The sequence below is a fragment of the Eggerthella sp. BIOML-A1 genome, from assembly GCF_009875595.1.
Classification (GTDB): domain Bacteria; phylum Actinomycetota; class Coriobacteriia; order Coriobacteriales; family Eggerthellaceae; genus Eggerthella; species Eggerthella lenta.
Window position 1 is genome coordinate 160,057 of the sequence record NZ_WWRZ01000005.1, and the last position, 16,005, is coordinate 176,061.

Annotated in this window: 15 protein-coding genes; 2 read left to right on the plus strand and 13 right to left on the minus strand. The window is 63.5% G+C overall.

Translation table 11 applies throughout. The features are described 5' to 3' along the window. Nucleotides 1-10: 10 nt before the first annotated feature. From GT590_RS07685 to nrfD (GT590_RS07715), 7 genes are all read right to left on the minus strand, one after another. Nucleotides 11-634: a 4Fe-4S dicluster domain-containing protein gene (locus tag GT590_RS07685; protein ID WP_161170990.1), complete on the minus strand. Its 624-nt coding sequence runs from the start codon at nt 632-634 to the stop codon at nt 11-13. Further along, entirely contained in the window at nt 634-3,099 is a 2,466-nt protein-coding gene (locus GT590_RS07690) for a molybdopterin-dependent oxidoreductase (protein ID WP_009609000.1), read from the minus strand. The genes GT590_RS07685 and GT590_RS07690 overlap by 1 nt, the downstream gene beginning before the upstream one ends. Nucleotides 3,100-3,394: 295 nt before the next feature. Next, a complete protein-coding gene (locus GT590_RS07695) occupies nt 3,395-4,540 on the minus strand; it encodes a type II toxin-antitoxin system HipA family toxin (RefSeq protein ID WP_114551511.1) in 1,146 nt (381 codons plus the stop codon). Further along, nucleotides 4,530-4,808, minus strand: coding sequence for a helix-turn-helix domain-containing protein (locus GT590_RS07700; protein WP_114551512.1), 279 nt, complete (start codon nt 4,806-4,808; stop codon nt 4,530-4,532). The genes GT590_RS07695 and GT590_RS07700 overlap by 11 nt, the downstream gene beginning before the upstream one ends. Nucleotides 4,809-4,888: 80 nt before the next feature. After that, nucleotides 4,889-5,878 (minus strand): slipin family protein, encoded by a 990-nt coding sequence (locus tag GT590_RS07705; protein ID WP_114551513.1) that lies wholly within the window; start codon nt 5,876-5,878, stop codon nt 4,889-4,891. Between the two features lie 33 nt (nt 5,879-5,911). After that, on the minus strand, nt 5,912-6,307 hold the full coding sequence (locus GT590_RS07710) for a GntR family transcriptional regulator (RefSeq protein ID WP_009608997.1): 396 nt from the start codon (nt 6,305-6,307) through the stop codon (nt 5,912-5,914). Between the two features lie 13 nt (nt 6,308-6,320). Continuing rightward, a complete protein-coding gene (gene nrfD / locus GT590_RS07715; RefSeq protein ID WP_161170991.1) occupies nt 6,321-7,304 on the minus strand; it encodes an NrfD/PsrC family molybdoenzyme membrane anchor subunit in 984 nt (327 codons plus the stop codon). A gap of 263 nt (nt 7,305-7,567) precedes the next feature. Here nrfD (GT590_RS07715) and GT590_RS07720 point away from each other — a divergent pair, with 263 nt between their 5' ends. Together GT590_RS07720 and GT590_RS07725 are read left to right on the plus strand one after the other, a co-directional pair. Continuing rightward, a complete protein-coding gene (locus tag GT590_RS07720; RefSeq protein WP_114551515.1) occupies nt 7,568-8,242 on the plus strand; it encodes a YitT family protein in 675 nt (224 codons plus the stop codon). After that, nucleotides 8,239-9,297 carry a beta-propeller fold lactonase family protein gene (locus GT590_RS07725; RefSeq protein WP_114551516.1) on the plus strand — a complete coding sequence of 353 codons (1,059 nt, stop codon included), beginning with the start codon at nt 8,239-8,241 and terminating at the stop codon, nt 9,295-9,297. The genes GT590_RS07720 and GT590_RS07725 overlap by 4 nt, the downstream gene beginning before the upstream one ends. Nucleotides 9,298-9,671: 374 nt before the next feature. Here the strand turns inward: GT590_RS07725 and GT590_RS07730 are convergent, their stop codons facing one another. From GT590_RS07730 to GT590_RS07755, 6 genes are all read right to left on the minus strand, one after another. Then, nucleotides 9,672-10,370: a molecular chaperone gene (locus GT590_RS07730; protein ID WP_114551517.1), complete on the minus strand. Its 699-nt coding sequence runs from the start codon at nt 10,368-10,370 to the stop codon at nt 9,672-9,674. Next, complete coding sequence (locus GT590_RS07735) at nt 10,360-10,809, minus strand: DUF4405 domain-containing protein (protein WP_114551518.1); 450 nt, start codon at nt 10,807-10,809, stop codon at nt 10,360-10,362. Before GT590_RS07735 ends, GT590_RS07730 begins: the two co-directional genes overlap by 11 nt. Before the next feature lie 6 nt (nt 10,810-10,815). Beyond that, nucleotides 10,816-11,172, minus strand: coding sequence for a hypothetical protein (locus GT590_RS07740; RefSeq protein WP_114551519.1), 357 nt, complete (start codon nt 11,170-11,172; stop codon nt 10,816-10,818). A 62-nt stretch (nt 11,173-11,234) separates the two neighbouring features. Continuing rightward, complete coding sequence (gene nrfD / locus GT590_RS07745; RefSeq protein WP_114551520.1) at nt 11,235-12,461, minus strand: NrfD/PsrC family molybdoenzyme membrane anchor subunit; 1,227 nt, start codon at nt 12,459-12,461, stop codon at nt 11,235-11,237. 18 nt (nt 12,462-12,479) lie between these two features. Beyond that, complete coding sequence (locus GT590_RS07750; protein ID WP_009305085.1) at nt 12,480-13,106, minus strand: 4Fe-4S dicluster domain-containing protein; 627 nt, start codon at nt 13,104-13,106, stop codon at nt 12,480-12,482. After that, a complete protein-coding gene (locus GT590_RS07755) occupies nt 13,106-15,625 on the minus strand; it encodes a molybdopterin-dependent oxidoreductase (RefSeq protein ID WP_114551521.1) in 2,520 nt (839 codons plus the stop codon). Before GT590_RS07755 ends, GT590_RS07750 begins: the two co-directional genes overlap by 1 nt. Nucleotides 15,626-16,005: the final 380 nt, after the last annotated feature.

Below are 16,005 nucleotides of genomic sequence, written 5' to 3' on the forward strand. Positions count from 1 at the left end.
ATCAATCCCCTTACACGAGGTAGTACACGGACGGCTTCGTGCCTTCGCTGGCCAGCAGCTGCTCGCAGGAGCGCTCTTTGACAAGCTTCGACACCTCCGAATCCGGATCGTCGAAGTCACCAAAGTGACGGGCGCGGGCCGGGCACAACTCCATGCATGCCGGCACCTCCTCACGGGCAAGGCGCTGGTAGCAGAAGGTGCATTTCTCGACCACATGCTTCTGGTGCTTCGGGACGTCTGCATCGCCGACAGCATGGTCGACGGGGTACTTCGGCTCCTCCCAGTTGAACGAGCGCACGCCCGTGTACGGGCAAGCCGCCATGCACATACGGCAGCCGATGCACTTGTCGTAGTCCTGGCGCACGACGCCCGTCTCGGGATCTTTGTAGGTTGCCCCCACAGGGCACACCTTCGTGCAAGCCGGGTTCTCGCAATGCTGGCAGCCTACGGTGATGTAGCGCATCGACACGTCAGGGAAGACGCCGGCCGGCGTGTCGATCTCGTCGCCGCCCTCCGTGAGGACCCGGGTCCACCAATTAGTCTCGGGAAGGTTGTTCGTTATCTTGCAGTTCACGGAGCAGGCGTTGCACCCCACGCATCGCTTCGTGTCGATGACCATGCCGTAGCGGGTCATTACCTCACACCCCCTTCGTACTTCTCGACTTCGCAGAGGAAGTCGTAGAAGGCGCTGTTCGAGCAGAAATCGTTCATGTACACATTCGTCAGATCCTGCGTATGCCCCTCGACGAACTGGCTAGCCTGGAAACCGTGCGGAATAGAGACGACTCCCGGCTTGATGCCCTCGGTCACACGCGCCTTGAGCACGGCATAGCCGTGATCGTTGTAGACGCGCACGTAGTCGCCCTGCTGGATTCCGCGCTCGGCGGCATCGGTCGCGTTGACCTTCAGCAACGGCTCGGGCTCGAGCTCGCGCATGACCGGCGTGTACGCCAGCTGCGAATGCACGTGATACTTGCTGTGCTCGCTGCATCCGAACAGCGGATACTTGTCGCGCAGCGGATTCTCCTCGTATGCCTCGTTCGCGTGCTCGTAGTAAGGCAGACGCTCGCAATCGGCGATCTTCTGCCCGAAGTTGTTGCGCGGCGTGGGCTTCTCGAGGTAGTACTTCAAACGCTGCGCCTCGGCGCTGCCGAACTTCGGCACCATACGCGAATCGGTGTAAGAAGCATCGCGAACCAGCTTGCCCGTCTTAAGCTCTTCGAACGTGCAGCCCTGCTTGACGTTGGCCTCGGTGTCGATGACTTCCTTCAAGAAATCATCGTCCGATTTCGGGTAGATGTCCATGCCCATCTTCGCGGTCACCAAACGCATGATCTCCAGATCGGTCTTGCATTCGTACAGGGGATCGAGCGCTTTCTGGGTGAACGTGGGATACGGCACCGAGCACACCGGGTCGAAATCCTGCACCTCGAACGAATGGGGCACCGGCAAAAGGATGTCGGCCCACTGCGCAGTGTCGGTCATGTTGACGTCTGCGCACACCACGAAGTCGATCTTCTTGACCGCGTCGATGAGGTCTTGACGGCCCGACTCGCAGGACAGCATGTTGCCGTTGCAGCACCACAGAACGCGGATCTCGAGATCCTGCCCCGCCCACTTTTTCTCCTCCATGACCTTCGGGAGGTACATGCCGCAGAAGCTGGCACCGGGAGTTCCCAACATGTAGGCTTTCACGTTGTAGCCCACCATGCCCGTCGATGGGCTGCCGCAGATGGAAGCGCCCGGCTTGCCGGCGTTGCCGGTCAGAGCCGCGAGGAACGCGAGGTTCTTGAAGTTGTGATGGGAGTTCGCATGGTGTCCGAGTCCCTGGAACGTCATGACGTACACGGGGCCTTCGGTGGCATACACGCGGGCCAGTTCCTCGATCTGCTCCTTCGGGAGGTCGCAAATGTCCGCAGCCCTCTCGACGGTGTATTCGGAAATGCTCTCCTTGACAACTTGGTAGACCGGTTTCACGGCGAAACCCTGCACCTCGAACGATCCTTCGATGGCGGGCTTCTGCGCGGCATCGGCGGTCGCAGGTGCGCCGGCAGCCTCGTCCCACACCGCAACCGGATCGATCACGGTGGGCTTGCCCGTGCGAGGATCCACCGGACCCTCGGTGGCAGGCGTGCCCAGATCGCTCATGTGAAGGTACGTGCCGTCCTCCTTCACCAAGAACGGAGACACCGTGCTGCTTCGCATGAACTCTTCGTCCATCAAGCCGTTCTCGATAATATGATTGGCCATGGCCAGCATGAGCGCGCCGTCGGTGCCCGGCCGGACGGGAACGTAGACGTCGGAGTGCATGGCCGACGCGGTGAACTGCGGGTCGATGGTGATGAGCTTTGCGCCCTTCTCGCGCGCATCGCACACGAACTGCCACGCATGCACGTACGCCTCTGCCGGATTGCCGCCCCACGAGATAATGGTTTTGGCGTTGGCGGCATCCACGAAGTCGTTGCCCGAAATCCCCAGCAGCGTCGACTGCTCATGCTGCTGCGCCGTATCGGCACCGGCTCCCAGTACCGAGCCCCCGACGGCCGTGATGAAGCGACCGTAGGCAACGGACATGTAGCCTGCCATCGCACCGTTCAGAACGCCGTACGAACCATACGAGGACCAAACGGCAACCGACGTGCCACCGTAATCTTTGATAGCCGCGCCCATCTTCTCCGCGATGGTGCTAACAGCCTCGTCCCAGCTGATGCGCTCCCACTCGCCCGCTCCGCGCTCCCCGACGCGCTTCATGGGGTACTTGAGCCGGTCGGTATCGTACACGCGCTGCGGCTGGCTGAACCCCTTCACGCAGAAGCGCTTGCGGACGGCATCCTCGCCGGGCATATCCATGGGACGGGCTTTGACCACCTTGCCCTCGCGCACCGTCACCTCCAAGGGGCAGCGGCTACCGCAGTTGCCGCGGCATGCGCTCCTGAACGTCTGCTCGCCATCAGCGGATGAACTTCCCTCCGCATTCGCCGGCATCGGCGCCAGCGCAGCGCCCGTGCCTGCGACAGCCGCGACGGCCGTGACGGCACCCGTCGTCTTCAGGAAGCCTCTACGCGTGAGTCCGCCGAGCGGGCTCTTCGTTTCAGACATGTCTCCTCCTCCATTCATGTTGCAGAATGCCCGGGGATCATCGTAAGAAGGTGAGTGTTCCGCGTACGGGTATCCCCCTCCGGCTGCATGGGTGCGCGTGCGCTCCGATACAGGTTCCGATATTCCCCCCTCATATCAGAATCGGCCGATTCCTTCTTGTCATAGTCTGCCATACGTCACTATGATTATCAATAACAATGTATGGCAGGCTATGACAGGAAGTTATACTATTTTGAGGATATAGAGGTTGAACTGGGAGTATAAAGGGTTATCATGGAGGTTATGGTATGAGAGCTTATAGCCGTCCCGCCGTCGCCTGCCGCACTTCGTCGGCTATCGTCCGCGCGCTCGACTTCGACAAGCCCGCCTTGACGCCCACGGAAACAAGGTCGTCCAGCCCGATTCCCTTGCCCTTTCCGTTCACCGTCGTGGCATGCTCGCCGTTCATGCCTGCGTTGCGCGTGAGATCGTACGCAGGCGACAGCGTCCAGACCGCCCGATCCTCGTCGTAAAGGTACGAGAAGTTCTTCGCATGATCGTCCCTGTTTCCCGCCAGCACGTTGAAGCACATGAGCCGGTACAGACGCACGACTTCCTCGAAGCTGTCCGTCAACTTGAGCGTGAGGCGCATGAGAGTCTCGTAGTCCAAGTTGGGGATTCGATGCGACGTCTCCAAAAGCGCGCCGGCGGAAACCATGTGCACCTTGCGCGCAACACCCGATGCATCGGGGACCCGATCGAAGCGGCGTACGCCGAAATAACCCGAGCAGCGCTTCGAGGGAAACAGGCGAACTTCGGGCATATCGATTCCGCACGCTTTGGCCGCGAGAGCATATCGGTATTCGCTTTCGCCGATGTCGCGATCATCCTGGGAAGAGGCGAACTTCACAATCCAATCGTCGCCATCGATGCTGGTCAGCACTTTCGGTCGCGCCCCACCCAACGAGCCGCCCATCGCGAACAATGTGTCAAGATCCTGGGAGCCGTCAGCAGCGAGCACGCTCGCGCATTCTCGAGCCAGCTCATCGAAGTCCGTCGAAGTCGCAGGACTCGTCAACGGTATCTCCGGAACATATTCGAGTGCGCCCATGCCGTTGAACCCCACGATGGCAAGCCGGGCGATGGGACTCACGGCGAACGGATCGATGCCGTGAGATCGAAGCAACCGATCGACCAGCAAACGCCCCCATCCGTCGGGCAAGCTGTCGTCAAACACGCCGAACACGCCGTCGAGCGGATGTCGCCGCGCAACGAAAACGCGCTTTTCCAGCGGAAGGCTGAGCGGGCTGATGCTGAAACCCTCCCTTATCCAGCCATCGTCGTATTCGAACGCGAGGACGCCGTCGGCGGTCAGGGCGAGCGTCCCTACCATACGTCCGGCATACCGAACTCGGACGGAACGAATATCGAGATCGACATCGCACAGCGAGCTATCGTTCATCGAGAACCTCCTGGATCGAGGAGTAGCCCTTCTTGGAGAACAGCTCGGAGAAATCGGACTCGCACCCCAAAGCTATCGACAGCTTGATGAGCGATTGCAGCGATATCTGATGGTCATGCTCGAAGCGTTTCAACGACCCAAGGCTCACGCCGGCCTTGCTACTCAGCTGCGCCTGGGTGAGCTTCTGCTCTTTGCGGCGCATGCGGACACGCTGAGCGAGCGCCGCAGCGATATCGTCCGGGGTTTCTTGGTCAAGCAAGGTAATCATAGCTCGTATATTAGCTTAAATCTATCAATTTTGCAATTTTAGCTCGTATAGTAGCTATTGTTGATTATCGCCTACCACGTCTATTCCGATTGCCGGGACGCCTCTTGCCCATTCGGCGCGAAACCCTCGCTGAAGGCGCTGGGGATGACCAGCGTGCCGCCCGACTGCTCGACGCTTTCGTAGGCCAGATGCATCGTGCGCAGCTTCATGGCGTCCTGATCGCCGGCGTACACTTCGGAGGCGTCCTTCAGCATCTCGGAGATGTCCTTCTCGGCTTCGGCCAGCACCATGCGGGCGTTCTTCTTGCGCTCGGCCACGGCCTCCATGGCCATGGCCTCCTGCAGCTCCTTCGGAACGACGATGTCGCGCACCTCCACGTCGATGATGTCGATGCCCCAGGGGCTGAGCTTCTCCTCGATGGCGTCTTTCAGCTCGGCGTCCAGCTGATCGCGTCGCATGGCCACCTCGGCCACGGTGGCGCGCCCGATGGCCTTGCGCATGGCCGTCTGGGCCACCCAGGCCACGGCGGCCGAGTAGTCCTCCACCTCCACGCACGCCTTCTTGGCGCTGAACACCATCCAGAACAGCACGGCGTCCACGTTGATGGGCACGAGGTCGCTCGTGAGCGTCTCCTCGGCGCCGAAGTACGTGGTGGCCACGCGCTGGTCGATGCGCAACGTGTAGAACTCGACGATGGGCCAGGTGAATACGATGCCGGGGCCCGCCACGCGGTTGAACTTGCCGAAGCGCAGCACCACCGCCTTCTCCCACTCCAGCACGATGTGCACCGACGAGGACGCCAGCCACCCGACGATGGCCGCGCTCACGAGGGCGACGAGGCCGATCTCCCCGAACGCCGCCTGCGCTGCCGCCAGCACGATGCCGAACGCCAGCACGAACACTACCGCGGCGAACACGACGGCCCCGTTGCGCGAGGCCCGGCTGCGGTTGGTCGCCGAACGGATATTGTCGGGGGCGCTGCGGCCGTCGGAATACGCGGGCAGAGCGCCCGTAGGGAACCCGGACGGCCCGACGCCCGCTTCCACGCCTGCTCGCTTGTCGCGTTTCATCGTTCGATCTCCCTTCGCGTTCGGGCGCGGCCTTTAGCCTGCGTCCCGCTTGGTTTTCGCTTCGTTCAAGCTGAGCGCGAACTGCTGCTCGATGTCCTCCAGCGACATGCCCAGCTCGAAGCAGCGCTTGAGGTACTCGCTCGTGACGATCTCGGCCGTGGACGAGATGCTGACGCCCGGCTTGTCGGACACATCGAGGACAAACGCGCCCTGGCGACGTTTGGACTGGATGTAGCCGTCCTGCTCGAGGCTCATGTACACCTTGCTCACCGTGTTGTAGTTCACCTCGACGTCCGCGGCGAGGCCGCGCACGGTGGGCAGCTGGTCGCCCGGCTTGTAGTACCCCGAGGTGATGAGGTAGATGAATCGGTTCTTCAGCTGCAGCCAGATGGGGATGCTGCTCTTCTCGTTTATCTCGAATAGGGCCACGTGTCCGTTCTTTCTATTCCAATCGAAGTTCGAGCCCGGTCGGCTCGCCTTCGGACGTTTGCTCCGCCGCCGCGCCTTCCAGCGCGAGCTCGCGATGCGATCCCGCCTCGGCCAGGGCGGTGCGCATGCTGAACCCGCCCACCAGCACGAGCACGGCCGCCACGGCCAGCGCCGTCCGGCACGCCTCGGAGAAGGAGCCGCGCGCTGACAGCACGCCTTCCACCGCCAGCGGCACGACGAGCCCGCACAGCGCGAAGCCCACCCACCACCACAAAGCCAAGTCGCCCTCCGCAAGACGCTGGGCGGACGCGACCGCCCCCGGATGGTCGTCGGCGAGCGCGAACGCGACGAACAGCGCCGCGGCCACGGCCTCCAGCACGACGATCAGGGCGTCGACGCGCGCGAGCGTGCGGAAAAGCCATGCCGTGGCCGCATCCGCCGGCGCGAAATACGCCGCCAGCAGAAGCGTCGCGATCCCGCAGGAAAGCGACGACAGCAGGAACAGCACGGGCACGAGCGGAGAGCTCCACAAGGCCACCGCGCCCGTGTTCTGCAACAGCAAACCGGTGTACAGCATGACCACGACGGCCACGACCGCAGCCGCAGCCTCGACGGCTCGGACCGCCCCACGCGGCACGCCGGGCAGATAGGCGAACCGCACGGCCACCAGCAGCGCCGCGCACGCCGCCAGCCCCGCGAGCGCGTAGGTGCCCACCGTGAGAAACGAGAGCGAGGGCCGCAGCAAGAGCGAGGCGACGCGATCGATGCGCCCGAGGTCGAACAGCAAGAACAGCATGCCGAGCGCGAGCGCCGCGAACCCGGCGAGCATGCCGACAGCCACCGTGCGCTCAAGCGGCGTCGCCTCCCCGATGCCGATGCGCGATGCATGCCCGAACGGAGCCTTCACCCACGCGAGGTCGAGGATCGACGCAACCGCGATGGCGCCCGCGCCCGCACCGCCGAGGAACAGATAGCCCACCGCCAAAACGCTGAACATCGTCCCCCTCCTTCGCCTTCCGCGCGCCCGAGCGCTTTTGCGCTGGGGTCAGTATCGCACAAAACGGAAGCGTTTGATATGACAACGTGTCATACGCGGGGCGGGTCGCGCCAGTCGGCGGCCGCCCTTCCCCGCTGCGTGCCGGACGCATGGCGAAGCCCTGACAGGTTCCGCACAAAAAGCGGCCGCGCGCCGGGATTACGGACCTCCCGGCCATACTTGGCGAATCGACGGAATCATTCCCGCAAGAAAGGCGACGGCTCATGGCGAAATGGATGGACCTGCGCCACACCTACAACCTCAAAGGCAAGCTGCTGCTCTCATGCCTCGGCGTCGTGTGCATCGCGCTGGGCACCACGGTGTGCCGCGTGGGAAACGTGGGCGTCGACCCGTTCACCGCTATGAACCTGGGGTTCAGCGCGCGTGTGGGCATGGACTTCGGCACGTTCCAGCTGCTGGTGAACCTGGCGATCTTGGCGGCGGTGTTCGCGCTGGACAAGTACCAGATAGGCCTGGGCACGCTCATCAACATGGTGGGCGTCGGCTACCTCATCGAGCTGTTCACGTGGCTGCTCGGCTTTCTGCCGAAGTTCGAAGGCCTGGTCAGCGCCGGCGTTCATTTGGTCGTCGGCACGCTGCTGTTCACGCTGGGCGTGTCGCTGTACCTGAAGACGCGCATGGGCGTGGCGCCCATCGACGCCATCGCGCCCATCGCCGCCGAGCGCCTGCCCTTCTCGTACACGGCGTGCCGCATGACGCAGGACATCTCCGTGACCGTCCTGGCGGTGCTGGCGGGCGGGCCTATCGGCGTGTTCACCGTGATCGCCGCGTTCTTCACCGGACCGTTGATCACGGCGTGGAATCGGTTCGCCACGCTGCCGCTGTACCGCCGCTTCGGAATTCTGAACCGCGAGGAACTGGCGGAGGAGCGCTCATGAGCGCCGATGTTGCTCCTGCCCTGCGGCGGCTGTTCGTCGGCAGCTACACCAACGGCGCCGATCGCGGCGGGATCCGCACGATCGCGTTCGGCGAAGGCGGCAGCGAGGCGCACGTCGTGCGCGCGGACGGCTGCGGGGCGAACCCAACTTATCTGGCGCAGCGCGGATCGCTGCTGTTCGCCGCTCACGAGCTGGACTCCTGCGGGCGGATGGCCGCCTACGCCATCGAGCCGGACGGCTCGCTGACCTGCCGCGGAGCGTGCACGGCGCCCTACGATGCGGGCACGTGCTTCGTGCTGCCCGATCCGAACGGACGCAACCTCTTCGGGGCGAACTATCTGAGCGGGTCCGTCGCCTGCTGCGCTCTGCTGGACGACGGGCGTTTGGCGGCGGGCTTGCCGTCGCGGCGCCACGAAGGACGCGGCCTGCGGGACGATCGGCAGGAGGCGCCCCACGTGCACTCGCTGAGCTTCGTGCCGGGAACGCGGCTGCTGGTCGCCGTGGACCTGGGGCTCGACGCGCTCGCGATCTACCAGGCGGACGCATGCGGAATGCTCGCGCCGACGGCTGCGGAAACCGTGCATGTGCCGGCGGGGTCGGGGCCGCGCATGGTGGCGTACCACCCGCGTCTGCCGATGGCCGCGCTGGTGAACGAGCTGGCGTGCGACGTGCTGGTGTTCCGGATCGGCGAAGGCGGGCTGCATTGGAGGATCGTCGAGCAGCTGAGCCTGCCGCAGGCGCCGAGCGGTGACGCGCTGGCGGCGCATATCGCGTTCTCGCCCGACGGGCGGCAACTGTACGCGTCGGTGCGCGGAAGCGACCAGCTGGTCGTCTTCCCGGTGGACGACCAGGGACGGGTTGCGGGGCGCTGCGACGTTGCGTCCGGAGGGAAGGGGCCGCGGCACTTCTCGCTGTCGCCCGACGGGCGCTTTCTGGCCGTCGCCAACCTCGCGAGCGACGACGTGCGCCTGCTCGAACGCGATGCCGACGGAATGCTGCGAGCGGTCGCGTGCGTGGACGTGCCACAACCGGCGTGCGTCATCTGGGACGCGTAAGCCGCAAGCGGCGGCCACACAACGGACGACCGAAACGCGCCAAATACTTCGCGCTTTCAACGCACGTGCGATTGCGTCGGCAGAATGTGGCAGAAAATCACGGATTGGGCACGACATAGGCCGACATCGAGATGCGTTACCAGGGATTTCCGCGTTATCAGGCTTCTTCGAAGCCGCGAAGCACCCCGATCTGCGCCTGAACCGTGAATCTCTACCGGATTTCGCCGCCTCGACCGAACGCGAGACGAAGCGGCCGAACAGCCGGTTACCAATACGGTCATTTTTTGTCAAACCTCTGACCAGGTAATATACATTATTTTACCTGGTCAGAGGCTCGCGGCAAGATGGCTGGAATCGGCCGGTTTGGCAACGTCCTAATCGACCAGCGCCCCCAGGTAGGCCGCCGCCGCGCGGTAGAAGGGATGGCGCGCCTCGGCGGCCAGGCGCTCGGCGAAGGCTGGCATCCAGGCTTGGGCGTGCCCGGAGAGGAAGGCCTCGTAGGCGGCGGCCGGGCTCCCTCCGGGGAGGTCGGCGTCGGCCGGGGCGCCCTCGGAAGCCGGGGCGCCGGCCGCGCGCAGGGCCAGGTGCTCCAGGAGCTCGCACTCGGTCGCGACGTGGTCGAGGGGCTCGTTGGTGCCCTCCGGGCGGCCGAGGCCGCAGGAGCGCATGAAGCGCTCGACCTCCATGGAGCGGGGGTTCACGAACAGAAGCGGCTGCACCCCGTCGGCCTCCGCGGCCCACACGCCCTCGTAGGGGGAGCAGGCGGGCTCGGGCGCCCCGACGAACAGGCGCGTGGCCTCCGGGCGCAGGGCGCGCAGGAGCGCGTCGGCGCCCGCGGCGGCCTCGGCGTCGGCCGCGCGGGCGGCGGGAGGGCCTGCGGGATCGCCCGCCGCCGCGGGGACCTCCGCGGGCAGACCCAGCGCGGCCAGGATCTCCCCCGCCGCCTCGTCCCACTCGCCGCCCGCCGCGGCCCCGGCCAGCTCCGCGCCCGGGTAGCGCAGGCTCAGCGCCGCCAGCTCCCAGGCGGCGGCGCGAATTTGCCAGACGCTCGCGTCCGCAACTTCATTTCCCATGACGTTCCCCTTTCCCGTTCTTGAAGAAACCGACCAGCCAGCGCCAATGCGCCACGACGTGCACGAGCAGCAGCGCGAGCAGCGCCTTCGCCGCGATCGCGTGCAGCGGATCCCAGAAGTAGTAGCCGTCCGCGTACAGCCCCAGCGCCGGCAGCACCGCGCCCGACACCATGATTCCCGACACCGTCACCGTCATGAACGCGGAGACGATGAGAAGGTCGAGCGCAAGGTTCCCCGTCCGCGCCCACGAAGGCCGCGCGAACGCGGACCTAACTGCCTCGACGGCCCAGTCGACATGCATCGCGGCATGCGCGAAGAAGACGACCAGCACGCCGAGGCCCAGCCACTCGTGGACGCCGACGCCCGTGAGAGCCGGGCTCGCCGCGACCAGGTAAACCAGCAAGCACGCCGCATCGACGGCGAGAAGCTTCCTATCCATACGGCATCACCCTACCTTCCGCACGATCAGCACAAGACCCACGACCAAGGCCACGGGCGCAAGCACCCACAGGTTCAGGCTCGCGTCGGACGCCTGGTAATAGCGCGTGGCCAGCGTGTCCCACGCATGACACTCGGTCGAGGCGCACGACGCCTCCGGGCACGTCATCTCGTGGATGCCGTCGGGCTCGGGCACGTCGTCGAAGCCGTGGCACGACCCCGACGCGCACCCGACGGCCGGGCAGGGGGAATCGGCCTCGATCGGCCGCACCCCCGTCGCAGGCTCGGCCGCGGCACCCGCCGCGAGCACGCACGCGCCCGCAAGCAGGAAGGCGACAAGCGTCACGAGCAGTTTCTTGAACATGGCTTCACCTCGTCAGACAAGGAAGGAGCGCGCGAAGCCGCGCTCCTTCCGAAGCGTCCCTGTCAGCGATCCTGGTCGACCGGCTTGAGCGGCAGGTACTTGAGACCCAGCAGCAGGAGCAAGGCACCCAGGCCGATCACGCCCAGCACGATGCCGAACTCGATCGGCGTCGGCCAGTAGACCATGCCCTGGTAGGCGCCCGTCATGCCCGACGCCCAATCGGTCACCGTGTACTGCGTCATGGAACCGGCGTAGTCCAGGTTCGGGATCTGGAACCCGCCCACCAGCAGCTGCACGCGCTTGCAGAAGATGCCCGCGATGGCCAGCAGGCTGGCGACCACGATGAGCGGGTTCGTGCGCAGCTTCGGCGCGAAGCACACCGCGGCGCACAGCGCGCAGCCGACGATCTCGACCCAGAAGAACGGGGCGAGCGGGCCGGACACCAGCATGGCGACGATCTCGGAGCCCGAGCCGCCCGGGAAGCCGGCGGTCAGCAGGTCGCATCCGAAGAAGTACAGGTCGACGACGACGAACGCGCCCAGCATCTTGACGAGCTTGACGACGTTGGCCTGATCGAGCTCGAGGTACCCGGCCTTGCGCAGCGCGATGACCACCACGAGCACCAGCGCCACGCCGCACACCAGCGCCGAGGACACGAACCAGGGCGCAAGCAGGGCGGTGTGCCAGAACTCGTGGGCCTGCTGCAGCCCGAAGATCCAAGCCGTCACCGAGTGCACGAGCACGGCGGTGACCAGCGCGACGACCGAGATCACGCGCAGGGCCTTCTCCGACACCTTGCCCGCCTCGGCGCGCAGCGTCGCCCACAGGTACACGACGGACAGGATGAGGTAGATCGAGATGACCGCGATGTCCCACATGAGCGGGCTGCCCAGGTTCGAGTACGCGAACAGCTCCCACAGGCGAAGCGGTTGGCCGAGGTCGATCACCACGAAGCCCACGGCGAGCACCGTGCAGCAGATGGACGTCCACACGGCGATCTTCGAGATGCCGCCGAACCCTTTCATGCCGAACGCGCGCGGCACCGAGCTGATGATCAGGCCGCCGGCCGAGAGCCCCACCAGGAACATGAACATGGTGATGTAGAGGCCCCACGAGTCGAGATTGCGCATGCCGGTCTGCACGAGGCCGCCGGACAGCTGCACGCCCCAGAGGGCCAGCCCCGCGATCGTGACGACGGCCGCCACGACGATGCCGATGTTGAGCCCCTTGCCCCCGAATCTGGCAGCAGGAGCCTTGGCGGCAGGCGCCGCCTGAGTGTTCTCAGACATTTCATTCTCCCTTTCTGCTTAAACGAGGTAGTAGACGGAGGGGTTCGTGCCGCGCTCGGGCAGAAGCTGCTTATGGGCGCGTTCGCGAAGAAGGCGCGACACCTCTGATTCGGGATCGTTGAAATCGCCGAAGAAGCGCACCCGTCCGGGACATACCTCCACGCAAGCCGGCTGCAAACCCTTCGCCAGCCGATGCCAGCACATCGTACACTTCTCCACCACGTGCTTCTGATGCGTCGCCACGTCGGCATCGCCCATAGCATGGCCGATCGCATGCTTCGGCTCTTCCCAGTTGAACGAGCGGACGCCCGTGTACGGACATGCCGACATGCACATGCGGCAGCCGATGCACTTATCGTAGTCCTGACGAACCGCACCGGTTTCAGGATCTTTGTACGTTGCTCCAACAGGGCACACCTTCACGCACGCAGGATTCTCGCAATGCTGGCACGCAACAGCGATATTCTCCATCGTCAAATTCGGGTATGCTCCCGCCGGAGTGTCGGGATTGTCCCCGCCATCCGTCAAGATGCGGTTCCACCAAACACCGTCAGGCAAGTTGTTCTCCACTTTGCACGCCACCGCACACGAAGCGCAGGCAACGCACCCTTTCATATCTATGACCATACCCAGCCGCTCGGCCATTATCGAGCACCCCCTTCATTCCACACGCGAATCTCGCAAAGCACGTCCATGAAGTTGTTGTTCACCGCGAACACATCGAACTCCGTGGAGCTCAGCTCCGACCAACCGCCCGCCTTATGCTGCGACAGCTGCCATCCCTTGGGATACACCAACATGCCAGGTCGAATAGCTTGCGAATACACCGCCTTGGCAACAGCGAAGCCGCGATCGTTGTAGCACTCGACGTAATCTCCGTCGGAAATGCCGCGCGCCTCAGCATCGGCGGGGTTGATCTTCACGTACGGCTCGGGATCAAGCTCGCGCAACAGCGGCGTGCTGAACCATTGGGAGTGAACGCGGTATCGGGGACGCTCGCTCATGAGAACAAGCGGGTACTTTTTGTACAACTCGTTTTCCGGCCACGCCTCGAGCGGCGGGAACCAGCGAGCCATACGCTCGCGATCGATCTCTTCAGGAGTAGGCGTCTTGGTAGTGGCCGCGCGAGGCATCGGCATCTCGCGATAGAACTCGAAGCGACCCGATGCCGTGCCGAATTTCCCATCCGCATACGCGATATGAGGATCCGTCTCCGCATCTCCGGGAATGAAGCGTATCTGCTTTTTTTCACGCAGGTTGCCCATGTCCATACCCAGGGCCTTGCCCATATCGGTGTCGTACATTTCTTCGAGGATTCCACCGTTGTCAAGCTTGAAATAATCGCCGAGCCCCAGCTTCTGCGCAAGCTCCGTCACGATTTGCGGATCGGGCTTGCTCTCGTAAAGCGGATCGATAGCCTTCTCGCTGTAGTGCAGCGAGGAGCACTGACCCGCATTCGCAACCTCCTCCAGTTCGAACCACTGGGCGATGGGAAGCACCATGTCGGCGTAGCGTGCGGAATCGGTCATGGCCGAATCCGCCACCACGACGTATTCCATAGCCGGAATAATGACATCGGTCCACGCATGCGTGTCGGTGTGGGTGTTCAGCGGATTGGCCGAATACATCCACAGCATTTTGATCTGCGCGGGCTTGCCGCCGAACTTGCCGGTTTCCACCACGTTCTTCAGGTCGACGCTGGGAATGGCAAAACCCGTGCTGGGACCGTTAGGGGCAGCATACGCGGGATTGACCCCCATATGGACGCCCCAGAACGCACCGTAAGAAGCTCCCGGCTTGCCCAAATTGCCCAACAGGGCGCAAAGGGTAAGACCCGCCATCGTGGTATGGCCGCCGTTGTTGTACGCCTGGGGACCATAGCCTTCATAGTGGTACACCGGGGTGTCCATGCAGATTTCGGCCAGCTCGTAAATGTCATCGACCGATACTTCGGTAAGCTCCGAAACCTTCTCGGGCGAATGATCGAGGATCTCCTCTTTCAGCAGCGCATACGCCGTGCGACACTTCACACCGTCGAGCTCGTACGATCCTTCGATGTCGGGCGCAGACGTTTCGTCGACAGAAACGAGTTCGCCGTTCGAGAGAACCATGTACGGATCGTCCATGACCTCCTTGCCCGTGGTAGGATTCATCACGCCGGTGGGAACCGGGGCGATGCCGGTGTCGCTTCTGCGCACGAACATGCCCGTATCGCTGCGCACCAAGAACGGTGCGACGGTATGCTGTTGCAAATACGCCACATCCTGCGCGTCCTTTTCCAAAACCACGTTCATGAGAGCGTACTTCAGCAGCGTGTCGCTACCGGGGCGAATGGGAATCCACCTGTCGGCTTTTGAGGCGATCTGCGTGTACACCGGATCGATAACCACCAGCTTGGTGCCGCCCTGCATGGCCTCCTTGACCAGGTGCCAGTTCTGAACCTGCGCGTCGGTAATATTGGCGCCCCACACCACTATGGTCTTCGCGTTCTTGGCATCGGTCGGCTCATTGCCTTCCCACATCTGCAGACCCATCAAAGGGCTGATGTACAAGCCGGCAACCGCCTGCATGCCGTAATAACTGCCCATATCGAGGCAAGCGCCGATGCTGCTAGCATTCATAAGAGAGGAAAGTCGGCCGTACGCGCTCGTGATCGCGCACGACTGATTGCCTGAAGCGGTAAGGAACGCCACGGCGCTCTCGCCAAATTCGGTCTGGATAGACTTGATCTTCCCGGCGATCTCGTCAAGTGCTTCGTCCCAACTCACACGTTCCCACTCGCCTGCACCACGTTCGGTTCCCTCCACGCGTCGCATTGGATACTGCAAGCGCGCCGGATCGTAGATTCTATGCACATGCGAAAGTCCTCGCTGGCAAATGCGATCGTAGCATTTCTCGTTGTACGGAGCACGCGAGGTTTTGACCACTTTTCCGTCTCTCACATGCACGTTCAAGTGGCAGAACGCGAAACAGTTGGGACGGCATACTCCGCGGAAGATCCGTTCCTGCTCGCTCTCTTTTTGACCTGATTCGTAATCGGCCGCCAACGCCTGCAGCGTCGGCGTCGCGACGCCCGTCACGGCAGCCGCGCCTGCGACGGCGCCGGTTGCTTTCAGGAAGCTTCTGCGCGTGAGCCCGCCGTGCGAGCTGATTGCTCCTGACATCTTTCCTCCTCAAAGATCGTGTCAGGATATCCCCTTTGCGGATGGCGTCGGGAAAACGGTCCGTCGAGCAGGCGCCCAAGCATGCGGCGCCTTCGAACCCCTCGTCCCCAAGCGCACTCTTATCGGATATCCCCCTGTTGCTCCTGATAAGAATTGGCCAAATCCTTGTGACTGTCACATTATCACAATGCATTGCGACAATCAATCTAATGGACATGCCTACTTCGAGGATAACCAGCGTTGGAAACGTTGGAAGAATCTCTGGTTTATCTAGGGATACAGCACGAATGTTTCACGTGAAACATTCGGATTGCGAAGAAACGGGCGTTGCGACACCTTGCGGATCGACAATGCGAAGAGAGGCAGCGGGACGAATCGGC